Genomic DNA, 12,823 nt, shown 5'->3' with positions numbered 1-12,823 from the left:
CCCAGATCAGCCGCCCCTAACCTCGACAGTGATATACGGGACACCACATACAGTGACGACCATGAGCAACGTCGTCGATGCCATCCTCTGCCGAGTTCACCAATTGTGCAAAGACGACACGACCGGTGCGGTGGCGGATTACATCCCCGAGCTCGCCGCCGTCACGCCGGACGGCTTCGGGATAGCCCTGACGACCACCGACGGTTACGTCTACGAAGTAGGCGACACTCGCCTCCCCTTCACGATCCAATCGATTTCCAAGCCGTTCACCTATGCGCTGGCGCTGGCCGATCGCGGACTCGACGCCGTCGCCGACAAGATCGACATCGAGCCGTCCGGCGAGCCGTTCAACGAGATCAGCCTCGACCCCGTCACCGAACGACCGCGTAACCCCATGATCAATGCGGGTGCGATCACCTCTGCCTCCCTCATCGCCGGACGTTCTCCGGAGGATCGTTTCGAGCGGATTCGCACCTCTTACTCCCGGTATGCAGGGAGGTCCCTCACCTTCAACGACGCCGTCTACCGTTCCGAGGCGCGCACCGGAAATCGCAATCGCGCGATCGGGTACATGCTCCGTTCGTTCGACATCATCGAGCACGACCCGGAGGCGGCAGTCGACCTCTATTTCCGCCAGTGCTCGATAGACGTCACGGCCGCGGACCTCGCGATGATGGCCGCAACCATGGCCAACAACGGCGTCAATCCGCGCACGCGAGAACGTGCTCTGGCACCTGCTCTGGTCGAACGGGTGCTGTCGGTGATGACGACCTGTGGGATGTACGACGGCGCAGGCGATTGGGTAGCGCAGGTCGGCATGCCGGCCAAGAGCGGAGTCGGTGGAGGGATTCTCGCGGTACTGCCGGGACAGATGGGAATCGCCGTCTACTCGCCGCGGCTCGACCCTCACGGAAACAGCGTGCGCGGGGTCGCTGCCTGCCGGGAACTCTCCAACCGCCTCGAACTGCACTTCCTCCATGTCACCCGAGCGGCGAAATCCTCGATCCGGCGTCGCTACATACTCACCGAGGCACCGTCGCGCAAGAGGCGCTCCGACGTCGAGCAGGCCACCCTGGCCGCGGTGGGAGACCGCGCGCGAGTGTACGAACTGCACGGCGACCTACTCTTCTCCGGCGCGGAGACCGCAGTCCGGGAAATCGGAGATCTGGATCGCGAACTCGACGCCCTCGTGATCGACGTCCGCGGGGTCGACGAGGTCAGTGCCATTGCACGCACCATGTTCGAGGACCTTCGTCGGGACCTGGCCGAACACGGCTGCGTGGTGTGTCTGGTGGATCCCCGAGCGATCATGGGACACACGACGTCGAGTCTCGACCCGGCCGACCCGGCGGGCCGGGTCTATTCGAGCCTGGGGTCTGCCATTCAGTGGGCCGAGAACCTTTTGCTCGACCAATACTGCGCAGGTCTGCGCCAGCCCACCGAGATCACACCGGCCGAGCACCCGTTGCTCGCCGGGTTGTCGACTCTCCAATACGAGGCCGTGAGCCGGTATCTGGAGAAACGGCACTACGCCCGCGGCGACGTCATCGTTCATCAGGGTGACGCGGCGGCAGGGTTGTTCCTGATGCTGCGCGGAGAGGTGACGTCGACGACCGTGTCGGCCGACGGCGGTACGCATCGGATCACCACTCTGTCGCCGGGAATGAGTTTCGGCGAGATGCCACTGCTGATGGAAGTGCCGTTCCTGCTCGACATGGTGGCAGACACACCGGTGGACCTCGTGGTGGTGTCGGTACCTCACTTCGAGGCGCTGACCCGGGACGCACCCGAGGTCAAGCTTGCTCTACTGGAAAACCTGGCCACCGGTGCGTACGGCCAGATGGCGGCAGTGATCAGAACGCTCGGGCGGTTCGACATCGGCATCTGACACCGAAAGTCGAACCACCCGAGCGAATGTGAATGTGTCAGGCACCCAGCGTCAGCATCGTGAGCACCTCGGTGGGTTGCGGCGACCCGCCGGCGGGCTCGAGTGAGAAGGCGAAGTTCGTCGATGCCCCGAGACCGTCGACCACTGTTCCCTCCTCCGAGGTGAGCTGATCATCGGTCACGACACCTGCCGAACGAGGGGATCCCTCGACGAACCACATCTGATAGACCTTGCCGGACGGCGGCTCGGGAACGCCGTCGAGCGAGACCACGACTGCGTTCTGGGACAGCGAGTACGACACCGTCGCCGAACCGCCGCCGGGGAAGTCCGCCGAGGTCTGGCGAGCATCCGGTGCCGCCACGATCTGGTCGGCCTGAGACGGCTGGGCATCGTTGCCCATCGTCTGGGTGACAACCACGACACCGCCGACCGCGACGGCCACTGCAGCCGCCGCCGACACCATCGAATAGCGCCAGGACTTGGAGCGCTCGCGCCGATGTCGGTGCAGCGGAGTTACATTCGGCGGTAGCTTCCGCACCGTCGGCTCCTGGTCGCTCGAGGCGATCCGGTCGAGTACCGCCCGGCGCACTCGGTCGGGGGCAGGCGTGGCGTCGACCGCTGCAGCCAACGCCAGGGTTTCGTGAATCTCGCCGACGAGGATGTCGAACTGAGCACGCGCGGTGTCGTCGACGCGCATCCGTTCGGTCTCGATGTCGCGTCGTTCTGCTTCGGTGATCGCGTGGAGGGCGTAGATCTCCGCGTTCTCGATCAGTCTTTGCCGTGACGATTCGCTCATTGCGGGACCACCCCCAAACATGTCTTCAATTTGATCAATCCGTCTCGTATGCGCGATTTGATGGTAGGAACGGCGACCCCGAGCCGCTCCGCAACTTCGCGATAGGTGTACCCGCTGTAATAAGCCATTCGTACCGACTCGCTCTGCGTATCGGTCAGAGTTTCGAGACAGGCCACCACGGCCTCCGACTCGAGCCTCTGCGTCACCGTCTCGAGCACCTCGTCGTGTTCGGGGGTGTGACTGACGGCGCCGTACGCCGCCTCGCGGTCGGTCCCCGACTGCTCACTGCGCACTCGATCCACGGCCCGGCGGTGAGCCAGCGTCATGATCCAGGCGAGCGGACTCCCCTGGTTCGGGTCGTAGTTCGGTGCCGCGCGCCAGATCTGGAGGAATACCTCCTGCGCCGTCTCCTCGCTGTATCCCGGGTCGCGAAGCACGCGCAGCACCATGCCGTAGACACGTGCCGACGTGGCGTCGTAGAGATCGGCGAAAGCTGCTCGATCACCTTGCGCAACGGACGCCATGAGCCGACGTAGCCGATCGGTCTCCTCGGCCCGCAAATTCTTCAATTGCGGACTGGGGACGGCGCAGATCGCGCCCTCTTCTGCGTATCCCTCGGCAGCGTCGGGCATCGGGTCACGGCCGGCATCCGAAGATCCGGACAACGGCGCGCTCATCGAAAGGTCGTCCCAACAGACGGGTTCATGATCGAGTTCATCGAACACGACACTAGTGGTCATAGTGCTCTCATATCGAAACCTCCGCGTTTTCCCGCCGCGGTACATATTCGGAACAAACCGCCGGGAGGATGGTTCCGGTTCGATAATTCGTTTGCGACGGGCTGGACCGCGCTTCATCCTTGGTGGAGAATCGGACAATCGTGGGTAATCGGGCGATAGGCCCACAGGAGGATCGATAAACATGGCGGCCATCGAAACACTCGGTCTCATCAAACGATTCGGGGCGAACACAGCCGTGGACGGCGTCGATCTGTCCATCCCATCCGGTGGGGTCTACGGAGTCCTCGGGCCGAACGGTGCAGGCAAGACCACGACGATCCGGATGCTGGCCACCCTGCTCCCGATCGACGGGGGCAGCGCGCGCGTGTTGGGGCACGACGTGGCCAGCGAACCCGAGGCCGTCCGCCGAAAAGTCGCTCTCACAGGTCAATTCGCCTCTCTGGACGAGGATTTGACCGGTACCGAGAATCTGGTTCTGCTGGGAAGGCTGCTCGGGTACTCGCGGCCCGCCGCGAGGTCGCGGGCGGAGCAGTTGCTGACCGCGTTCGATATCGCCGACGCGGGGCCCCGCCAGGTCAAGACCTACTCCGGCGGCATGCGCAGACGAATCGATATCGCCGCCAGCATCATCGTCACTCCCGAGTTGATCTTTCTGGACGAACCCACCACCGGACTCGATCCACGCAGCCGAAACCACGTATGGGAAATCATCCGGGCACTGGTGGCGGGCGGGACGACAGTGCTCCTGACGACCCAGTATCTCGACGAAGCCGATCAATTGGCCGGGCGTGTCGCGGTGATCGACCGCGGCAAGGTCATTGCCGAAGGAACGACGGGCGAGTTGAAAGCGTCGGTGGGCTCGAACTCACTGCACCTCCGGGTCCTCGACGTCGCACACCGATCCACGGCTGCACTGATTCTGCGGGATCTGCTCGGCGACACCGTCACCGAGGATTCGGATCCCTCGACCGTCACGGCGCGCCTCGAAAGCCCGACACAGGCTGCGCCCGTGCTCCCCGCACTCGAGACAGCGGGTATTCCGATCGCGTCCTTCACTCTCGGCCAACCGAGCTTGGACGAGGTGTTTCTTGCGCTCACCGGGCACGAGGCGGGAGTGGAGCCTGCGGGAACGACCCGAAGGGCGGGAGTGGAGTCTGCTGAAACGGCCCGCTCTGCCCGTTCCGCAACCGAATCCGAACGAGAGGCCGCGTCATGACTGACGAAGCCCAACAGTCGACGCCGCGCGCGGCGACCATCATCGATGTGCTCGGCGCTGCCGGGCCTCGTCCCGCGCCGCCCTCGTCGCTGTCCACGTCGTTGAGCTTCGGTTGGCGGGCACTGCTCAAGATCAAGCACGTGCCCGAGCAATTGTTCGACGTGACGGCGTTCCCGATCATGTTCACGCTGCTGTTCACGTACCTGTTCGGCGGCGCGCTCGCCGGGTCGACCGACGCGTACATCCAGTTCTTGCTTCCCGGCATCCTGGTGCAGACCGTGGTGATGATCACGATGTACACCGGCGTCACGATGAACAAGGACATCGAGAAGGGTGTGTTCGACCGTTTCCGCTCGTTGCCCATCTGGCGTCCGTCGCCGCTGGTCGGTGCGCTACTCGGGGATGTCGTTCGGTACACACTCGCGTCGGTGATCGTGCTGATCCTGGGACTGGTCCTCGGGTTCAGACCTCAGGGCGGTCTCGTCGGCGTCGTCGCGTCGATTGCGCTTCTGTTGGTGTTCTCGTTCTGCCTGTCCTGGATTTGGACGATGATCGCCATGATCGTGCGGACCGAGGCTGCGGTGATGGGCGTGTCGATGTTCATCCTGTTCCCACTGACGTTCGCCAGCAACATCTTCGTCGATCCCAACACCATGCCCGGTTGGCTTCGTGCCTTCGTCGACGTCAACCCGGTCAGCTTCTTGGTGACGTCTCTGCGCGGCCTGATGCAGGGCGATGTCGACACGGGTCAACTGGGAGTGACGCTGGCGCTGTGCGCTGTTCTGCTGGCGGTGTTCGGACCGATCACGATGCGGCTGTACAACCGGAAGTCCTAGCGCCGCAGTTCTGCACGGCCACAGTGCAACCCAGAGACACTTCGGCCGGTCAGGACGCCGATCGGGCCCGATGCCTGCGCACAGCGTCACGATTGGAACACACCGTTCCGCAGTATCGCTGCGTGCCCGTTCGGGACGTGTCGGCGAAGGCGCGTGAGCAGTCGGCCGCGGCGCAGCGAGCGAGGCGAGACATGCCGCGGCCCGTCAGATGCAACGCGGTGCCGACACTCACCAAAGCCCGGATCACGCCGCCGAGGGCAATGTTGGGATCGCGGTAGTGCATGTGCCACCCGTCTCCCGCATGGTCGGTCAACCTCGGGTAGGCCGACGCTTGCGCCAGTAGGACGTTGAGCGCCTCGGCCCGGCCGGACTCCGTATCTGCGTCCACGACACGCGCCCACCGCCTCAGGAAGTCGAGAGTGTCGACCAGATCGGCGTCGGTTGCCGTCCAATCGGGTACGAGACCCGCGTCGACGCACCGTTCGCCCAGTTCGGTCGCCGATGTGGGCGGCGAATTGAGCAGATCGATGCCGAGTTTTACCGCATACTCGCCGTAAGGGTTGATGTGCATAAGACCATTACAGCACAGTGGGGACATGCACACGGAACACACAGCACATGCCTGGACCACCCACTCCACCCATCACACGAGCGAGGGGCTCGTCGCTTACCAGGGCTGCTCGTGCGGTGCTCAACGCATCGTGTCGGTACCTATCGAGAGCTTTGCACCGGTCGCCGAGGTGGCCCGAAATGCCTGACCGTCACTCCAGAGTGCGCGCCACCCGAGGCACCACCGTGTCGAGGGCATAACCGATCGACAGTGCCGAGTTGGTCGAGTACGACTTGGCGATCACCGGGTCGTCGAACACGATGGAACGTCCATCCGCAACCGCGGGAATCCGTTGGAACAAGGGATTGTCGGTCACCTCCGACGGCGATTTCTCGATCGGAAACACCACGAGTAGGTCGGCGTCGAGAAGATCGAGCTCCTCCCCCGACACCGGAACCGAAAACCCCTTCGGCTCGAGCGCATCGATGGTCGGGCTCGTGACGAACCCGAGCTTCTTCATGAACTCGAGCCGACTGTTGGACGAGATGTACGCCCCGAATCCGGTGCCGCTGTAGGCACCGACGACGACCGTTCTGCCGGCGAATTCGGGATGGGCAGCGGCGGCGGCGGCGAATCGATCGGAGATCCCGGCCAGTAGCGCGTCACCGTCTGCGGGTCGTCCGAGAGCGGTCGACACCATGGTGACCTGCTGTTCGAGAGACGTCAGATAATTGTCCGATCCCTCGGGTACGCCGAGGGTGGGTGCGATGGCCGACAAGGTGGCATATCTGTCCGCGTCACCCGAGCTCTTGGTATCGAGGATCAGGTCCGGTGCCAGCGCGGCTACCTGCTCGTAGGACGGCTCCTGGGTACCGATGACCTGCGGCGGCGCATCGTAGAGACCGTCGGCCCACGGCCCGACGCCGTCGCCGCCGAACGCCAGCCAATCGCTGGCCCCGATCGGCGAGACTCCCAGTGCAAGTGCAGTTTCGGCGTCGCCCCACCCGAGCGCCACGACGCGCTTCGGAGCACTGTCGATGGTCACCGCGCCGAACTTGGTCTGCACGGTGGCGGGGAAGGCTCCCGACTCGGCCGACTCTGCGGTCGGTTCGGACGTCTCGTTCGCGTCCGAACTGCACGACACGACAGCAGTCAAGGACACAGCGAGGACAAGGCCGACGACGATCGCGTTGCGCATTCTCACACCGACGACGGTACGACACCGGCTCACCCTTTGGTAAGCCAACCCTACTTACGCACCAGGTGTCCGATGCACTCCACGTGACTGGTGAGGGGGAAGGCGTCGAAAGCGCGGAGGTCGGCGAGCTCGTACCCCGCGGCACGGTAGAGACTCACATCTCGCGCGAACGACGCCGGATCGCAGCCGACGTGCACCACCGAACGTGGGCCTCGGGCGGCCAGGGCGTCGATCACGTCGCGGCCGGCACCCGCGCGAGGTGGATCGAGCACCGCCACCGCCACCGGGTCCGTCAACGTATCCATCGAGCGCTCCACACGTCCCGGAACGAACGAGACCTGAGTGAGGTCCGCCAGAGCGGAGCGCCCGTCCTCGGCCGCTCGGCGGGAGAACTCGACGCTCGTCACAGATCCCTCCGGCCCGACCTCGGCGGCGAGCGCCGCTGCGAACACCCCGACACCGCCGTACAGATCCCACGCACCGTCACCCGGCGACGCGCCGGCCCAGTCCGTGACCACGTCCGTGTAGACCTGGGCGGCTCCCCGGTGGGCTTGCCAGAAACCGGTGGCGTCGAGTGTCCAGGCCCGGTCCGAGACGTATTCCGTCACCCGCCCCGATCCGATCACCGCCTTCTCCGGTCGCGACCGAGACGACGCTGCCCGGCGCGCCGATGCCCCGCGGCGTCCGGACGATCTGCGCCCGGTGGTCGAGAGCTGAGCCGGAGCGATCTCCACGACGTGACGTGCACCGTCGCCGTCGAGCACTACCTGCAGTTCGGCACCCGGCCGCCACTGCTGATCCGACAGTCCGTCGAAAGCGACCGGATCCATTTGAGGGCAAGACAATTCGTTGACTATCGAGCTACTGCGATACCGGTGATAGCCGGGCCGGCCGCCTGAATCGACGGCCAGTCGCACACGGGTCCGCCACCCGGTGCCGTCACCGGTTCCCGGCAGTTCCTCGACGCGTATTTCACGCTCGACCCCGGCAACGCGCCGTAATTGCTCGGCCACGACCGAGGCCTTCAGTCGACGGCCTGCGTCGGTAGTGGCATGGGAGTAATCGCAGCATCCGGAACCGCCCGGTCCGGCGATGGGGCAGCGCGCATCCACCCGGTCCGCGGACGCAGACAGGATCTCCACGGCATCGGCTCGACAGAACGATCCGCCTCGGTCCTCGGTCACCCGGGCAACCACTCGCTCTCCTGGCAGACCGTGACGAACGAACATCACCCGGCCGTCGTGGCGAGCCACGCAGAATCCCCCGTGCCCCGGTGCGCCCAGTTCGACCTCGAGCAGCAGGCCGAACCAGCTCTCGGTCACTTACCCGCCGGGGGCTCGTAGCCTCGACGAGACGCCCCCGGTGCATTGCCGAGCACCTCACGTTTGGCCTTCTCGGAAGAACGCAGCTGCCAGGGCACGCTGGTGACCATCACTCCAGGCTGGAACAGCAGTCGAGACTTCAGACGCAGCGCGCTCTGGTTGTGCAGAACCTGCTCCCACCAGTGCCCGACGACGTATTCGGGAATGAAGACGGTGACGACGTCGCGGGGCGAGTCGCGTCGAACGCGCTTGACGTAATCGAGGACCGGTTTGGTCACCTCGCGGTAGGGCGATTCGACGACCTTGAGCGGTACCGATACGTCGCTGGCCTCCCATTCGCGCACCAGCGCGCGGGTATCGGCTTCGTCGACGTTGACGGTCACCGCCTCGAGGTTGTCGGGTCGGGTCGCTCGGGCGTAGGCCAGCGCGCGCAACGTCGGCATGTGCAGCTTCGACACCAGCACGATCGAGTGTGTGCGGCTGGGCAGAACTCCGTCCCACTCCACGTCCTCGAGCTCGCGCGCCACGGTGTCGTAGTGCTTCCGGATCATGCGCATCAGCACGAAGATCGCCACCATGGCGACGATCGCGATCCATGCACCTGCAGCAAACTTCGTGATCAACACGATCACGAGCACCGTCCCGGTCATACCGAGACCGACGCCGTTGACCACGCGCGACCGGTGCATCCGACGACGCTGATCACGGTCGGTCTCGGTGGACAACAACCGAGTCCAGTGCCGAACCATGCCGGTCTGGCTGAGTGTGAACGAGACGAACACACCCACGATGTACAGCTGGATGAGCTTGGTGACTTCCGCGCCGAACACGACGACGAAGACGATGGCGGCACCGGACAGGAAGAGGATTCCGTTGCTGAACGCGAGGCGGTCTCCGCGGGTGTGGAGCTGCCGCGGGAGATAGCGATCCTGCGCCAGCACCGAACCGAGTACCGGGAAGCCGTTGAACGCGGTGTTGGCCGCGAGAACAAGGATGAGGGCCGTGACGGTGGTGATGAAGAAGAACCCGATGGGGAATCCGCTGAAGACTGCCTCCGCCAGCTGCGCGATGAGCGTCTTCTGTTGGTAGCCCTCCGGTGCTCCGACCAACTGGTAGTCGGGGTCCATGGCGTATTTGATACCGATCTTCTGCGCGAGCACGATGATGCCCATCAACAGCGTGATTCCGATCGCACCGAGCAGCAGCAGCGTTGTTGCCGCGTTACGAGACTTCGGCTTCTCGAACGCGGGCACACCGTTGCTGATGGCTTCGACTCCGGTCAGCGCCGCACATCCGGACGAGAACGCCCGAGCGACGAGAAATGCGAACGCGATGCCGTACAGGTGCGAGTCCTCGGCCTTCAGATCGAAGGCCGCCGACTCCGCATGGATGTCGTCGCCGAGTACGTAGACCCGGAACAGGCCCCAGCCCAACATCAGCACCATGCCGCCCATGAAGGCGTACGTCGGGATCGCGAACGCCGTACCGGACTCCCGGATGCCGCGAAGATTGACAGAGGTGACCAAGACGATGGCCACCACCGCGAACAGCACCTTGTGCTGGGCCACGAACGGGACGGCCGACCCGATGTTCGACGCGGCCGCCGAGATCGACACCGCCACGGTCAGCACGTAATCCACCAACAGCGCGCTGCCGACCGTCAATCCGGCCGCGGGACCGAGGTTGGTGGTCGCGACCTCGTAGTCGCCGCCGCCCGATGGATACGCGTGCACGTTCTGCCGATAGCTGGCCACGACGACGGCCATCACCACACAGACCGCGAGACCGATCCACGGCGTGAAGGCAATTGCCGAGATACCTGCGACGGACAACACCAGAAAGATCTCTTCGGGGGCATAGGCCACCGACGACATGGCGTCGGAGGCGAACACCGGCAATGCGATTCGCTTGGGAAGCAACGTGTGACCGAGCTTGTCGCTTCGGAACGGCTTACCGAGCACTAGCCGCTTGGCGGCAGTCGAGACCTTGGACACGGACAGAAGCGTAGGCCGTCCGCCTGCGGCCGTCTCAACCACGCGCCCGAAAGTGACGTGCCGAGCCCACCCCCGGTCGATCCAGCGACGAATCCCCGATACGTTGGTGCACGCCTGCACGGCGTGGCAGTGTCGATCCTGCGTGGTCGACAATCGAGATCGGGACGGAGCTGGGCGTTGTACGTAGTTGTGATGGGGTGTGGCCGCGTCGGCGCATCGCTGGCCGGGGCGCTCGAACGCATCGGCCACGAGGTAGCGATCATCGATCGCGACGAGTCTGCCTTTCTGCGCCTCGATCCGAGCTTCGGCGGACACCGTGTGGTCGGCATGGGATTCGACCGAGATGTATTGGTGAGCGCGGGAATCGAGAAGGCCGAGGCTTTCGCTGCGGTGTCCTCCGGCGACAACTCGAACATCATTTCGGCGCGCGTCGCACGGGAGACTTTCGGAGTGGACAAAGTGGTGGCGAGAATCTACGACGCCAAACGCGCCGCTGTCTACGAGCGCCTCGGAATCCCCACCGTTGCCACGGTCCCCTGGGCGACCGACCGTCTTCTGCACAACCTGCTGCGCGACGATCCGACCACCAAGTGGCGCGATCCTTCCGGCAGCGTGGCCGTCGTTCTTCTCGACTTCGACGACGGGTGGATCGGCAAGAAGCTCTCGGTTCTCGAAGAGTCGACGCGTTCGCGGGCAGCCTTCGTCATCCGATTCGGCGTCGGCTTGCTACCGGACAAACGCACCGTCATCCAGGCCGGCGACGAGGTGTACGTCGCCGCCGTCTCGGGCACCGTCGCCGAGGCCATCGCGCTGGCGGGCAATCCGCCGCCCTCGGACGACTGATGTCTGCTCACACGTACCACTCCTCCCCCATCGACCCGAACGGGAAGCCATGAGAGTCGCCATCGCCGGTGCCGGCGCAGTCGGCAGATCTATCGCACGCGAGTTGATTCGCAGCGAGCACACCGTGATGCTCCTCGAACGCAAGCTGGACCACGTCGACAAGACGGCGATACCGGAAGCCGAATGGGTACTGGCCGACGCATGCGAGCTGAGCTTGCTCGAAGCCGCCCATCTCGAGAATTACGACGTCGTGATCGCCGCCACCGGCGACGACAAGGCCAACCTGGTGCTCAGTCTGCTGGCCAAGACCGAGTTCGGCGTCGATCGTGTGGTGGCGCGAGTCAACGATCCACGCAACGAATGGCTGTTCGACAGCGCCTGGGGTGTCGACGTCGCCGTATCGACACCGCGCATGCTTGCGTCACTGGTAGAAGAGGCCGTCTCGGTCGGAGACCTCGTGCATCTGATGACGTTCCGCAAGGGCCAGGCCAATCTCGTCGAGATCACCCTGCCCGAGAACACCCCGCTGGCAGGCAAGCCCGTCCGCAAGCTCCAACTGCCCCGGGACGCGGCGCTCGTGACGATTCTGCGTGGCGGTCGAGTGATCGTTCCCCAGCACGACGATCCGCTCGAGGGCGGCGACGAACTCCTTTTCGTCGCGGCCAAAGAGGTCGAGAACGAACTACGTGCTGCGGTCGGCCTCGTCTGACGGCAACGCGTCGCCGGTCCGGTTCGCGCTCGATGCACTGTCCAGCGCGCGATCGGCCTGGCGAACCGCCCACAGCGTCACCAGCAGTGCTACTCCCGTCAGTGGCCACCCCATCGCGATGCGCGCGACGGCAAGCCAGCCGGTCTGGTCGGAGTCGTAGAGCTGCGACTGAACGATGTAGCGGGCGGCGAACACCGATGCCCAAGCGATGGTGGCGACGTCGTAATAGCGCACCGCCGACCGGTCGTGACGCCACGCGGTTCCCTTGCCGTTCAGATAGCCCCAGATGACACCCACCAGCGGCCAACGGGCGAGCACCGACAGCACGAACGCCCCGCCGTACACCAGCGAGGTGTAGATACCGAACAGGAAATAGCCCTTCGCATCACCCGTGCGATAGGCGATGAATGCGCAGATGCCGACACCGAAGAATCCCGAAATCGCGGGCTGAATTGGACTGCGCTGAATCAGCCGCCACACCAGAACCGCGGCGGCGACACCGAGCGCGGACCACAGGGCCACGCCGAGACCGAAGTAGCTGTTGGCCGGAACGAAGACGATGACCGGCAACGTGGAATAGACGAGGCCGCTCAACCCTCCGAGCTGCTCCAGAACAGTAGGAGCCACTTTCTCGGCGACGTCCGGCGTCGGCGCATCGGCGGCACGTTCCGGCGTCGTGGGGGGCGGCACGGCATCGTCGCTGTTGGTCACGACAACGAGAGTGCCATATC

Annotated in this window: 13 protein-coding genes; 6 read left to right on the top strand and 7 right to left on the bottom strand. The window is 64.7% G+C overall.

Annotated elements, in window-relative coordinates; all coding sequences use genetic code 11:
- Positions 1-61: 61 nt before the first annotated feature.
- On the top strand, positions 62-1,888 hold the full coding sequence (gene glsA / locus ACFI9K_RS13195) for a glutaminase A (protein ID WP_462663915.1): 1,827 nt from the start codon (positions 62-64) through the stop codon (positions 1,886-1,888).
- 37 nt (positions 1,889-1,925) lie between these two features.
- On the opposite strand, the gene ACFI9K_RS13190 is transcribed toward glsA, so the two are convergent.
- Both ACFI9K_RS13190 and ACFI9K_RS13185 read right to left on the bottom strand, forming a co-directional pair.
- Positions 1,926-2,684, bottom strand: coding sequence for an anti-sigma factor (locus ACFI9K_RS13190; RefSeq protein ID WP_462663914.1), 759 nt, complete (start codon positions 2,682-2,684; stop codon positions 1,926-1,928).
- Positions 2,681-3,316, bottom strand: a complete 636-nt coding sequence (locus ACFI9K_RS13185) for a sigma-70 family RNA polymerase sigma factor (RefSeq protein ID WP_462664061.1) — start codon at positions 3,314-3,316, stop codon at positions 2,681-2,683. Before ACFI9K_RS13185 ends, ACFI9K_RS13190 begins: the two co-directional genes overlap by 4 nt.
- 289 nt (positions 3,317-3,605) lie before the next feature.
- Here ACFI9K_RS13185 and ACFI9K_RS13180 point away from each other — a divergent pair, with 289 nt between their 5' ends.
- Both ACFI9K_RS13180 and ACFI9K_RS13175 read left to right on the top strand, forming a co-directional pair.
- Positions 3,606-4,640 (top strand): ATP-binding cassette domain-containing protein, encoded by a 1,035-nt coding sequence (locus ACFI9K_RS13180; RefSeq protein WP_462663913.1) that lies wholly within the window; start codon positions 3,606-3,608, stop codon positions 4,638-4,640.
- A complete protein-coding gene (locus tag ACFI9K_RS13175) occupies positions 4,637-5,476 on the top strand; it encodes an ABC transporter permease (protein WP_462663912.1) in 840 nt (279 codons plus the stop codon). The genes ACFI9K_RS13180 and ACFI9K_RS13175 overlap by 4 nt, the downstream gene beginning before the upstream one ends.
- 49 nt (positions 5,477-5,525) lie before the next feature.
- On the opposite strand, the gene ACFI9K_RS13170 is transcribed toward ACFI9K_RS13175, so the two are convergent.
- Entirely contained in the window at positions 5,526-6,047 is a 522-nt protein-coding gene (locus ACFI9K_RS13170) for a CGNR zinc finger domain-containing protein (RefSeq protein WP_462663911.1), read from the bottom strand.
- Positions 6,048-6,072: 25 nt separating this feature from the next.
- Here ACFI9K_RS13170 and ACFI9K_RS13165 point away from each other — a divergent pair, with 25 nt between their 5' ends.
- The gene (locus tag ACFI9K_RS13165) at positions 6,073-6,234 is read left to right on the top strand and encodes a hypothetical protein (RefSeq protein WP_462663910.1); all 162 of its coding nucleotides are present in this window, start codon (positions 6,073-6,075) and stop codon (positions 6,232-6,234) included.
- Positions 6,235-6,237: 3 nt separating this feature from the next.
- Here ACFI9K_RS13165 and ACFI9K_RS13160 read toward each other — a convergent pair whose 3' ends face one another.
- From ACFI9K_RS13160 to ACFI9K_RS13150, 3 genes are read right to left on the bottom strand one after another with little or no spacing between them, the layout of a single operon-like run.
- The gene (locus ACFI9K_RS13160; RefSeq protein WP_462664060.1) at positions 6,238-7,224 is read right to left on the bottom strand and encodes an iron-siderophore ABC transporter substrate-binding protein; all 987 of its coding nucleotides are present in this window, start codon (positions 7,222-7,224) and stop codon (positions 6,238-6,240) included.
- Positions 7,225-7,274: 50 nt separating this feature from the next.
- On the bottom strand, positions 7,275-8,546 hold the full coding sequence (locus ACFI9K_RS13155; RefSeq protein WP_462663909.1) for a class I SAM-dependent RNA methyltransferase: 1,272 nt from the start codon (positions 8,544-8,546) through the stop codon (positions 7,275-7,277).
- A complete protein-coding gene (locus ACFI9K_RS13150; RefSeq protein WP_462663908.1) occupies positions 8,543-10,540 on the bottom strand; it encodes an APC family permease in 1,998 nt (665 codons plus the stop codon). The genes ACFI9K_RS13155 and ACFI9K_RS13150 overlap by 4 nt, the downstream gene beginning before the upstream one ends.
- Before the next feature lie 177 nt (positions 10,541-10,717).
- Here ACFI9K_RS13150 and ACFI9K_RS13145 point away from each other — a divergent pair, with 177 nt between their 5' ends.
- Positions 10,718-11,383 carry a potassium channel family protein gene (locus ACFI9K_RS13145; protein ID WP_462663907.1) on the top strand — a complete coding sequence of 222 codons (666 nt, stop codon included), beginning with the start codon at positions 10,718-10,720 and terminating at the stop codon, positions 11,381-11,383.
- Between the two features lie 49 nt (positions 11,384-11,432).
- Positions 11,433-12,092 (top strand): potassium channel family protein, encoded by a 660-nt coding sequence (locus ACFI9K_RS13140; protein WP_462663906.1) that lies wholly within the window; start codon positions 11,433-11,435, stop codon positions 12,090-12,092.
- On the opposite strand, the gene ACFI9K_RS13135 is transcribed toward ACFI9K_RS13140, so the two are convergent.
- Entirely contained in the window at positions 12,066-12,719 is a 654-nt protein-coding gene (locus ACFI9K_RS13135) for a DUF3159 domain-containing protein (RefSeq protein WP_462664059.1), read from the bottom strand. The genes ACFI9K_RS13140 and ACFI9K_RS13135 overlap by 27 nt on opposite strands.
- Positions 12,720-12,823: the final 104 nt, after the last annotated feature.

This window comes from Rhodococcus sp. PSi06, assembly GCF_054960675.1.
The sequence above is the reverse complement of the archived record's forward strand: the minus strand, read 5'-3'. Positions and strand labels throughout refer to the sequence as shown.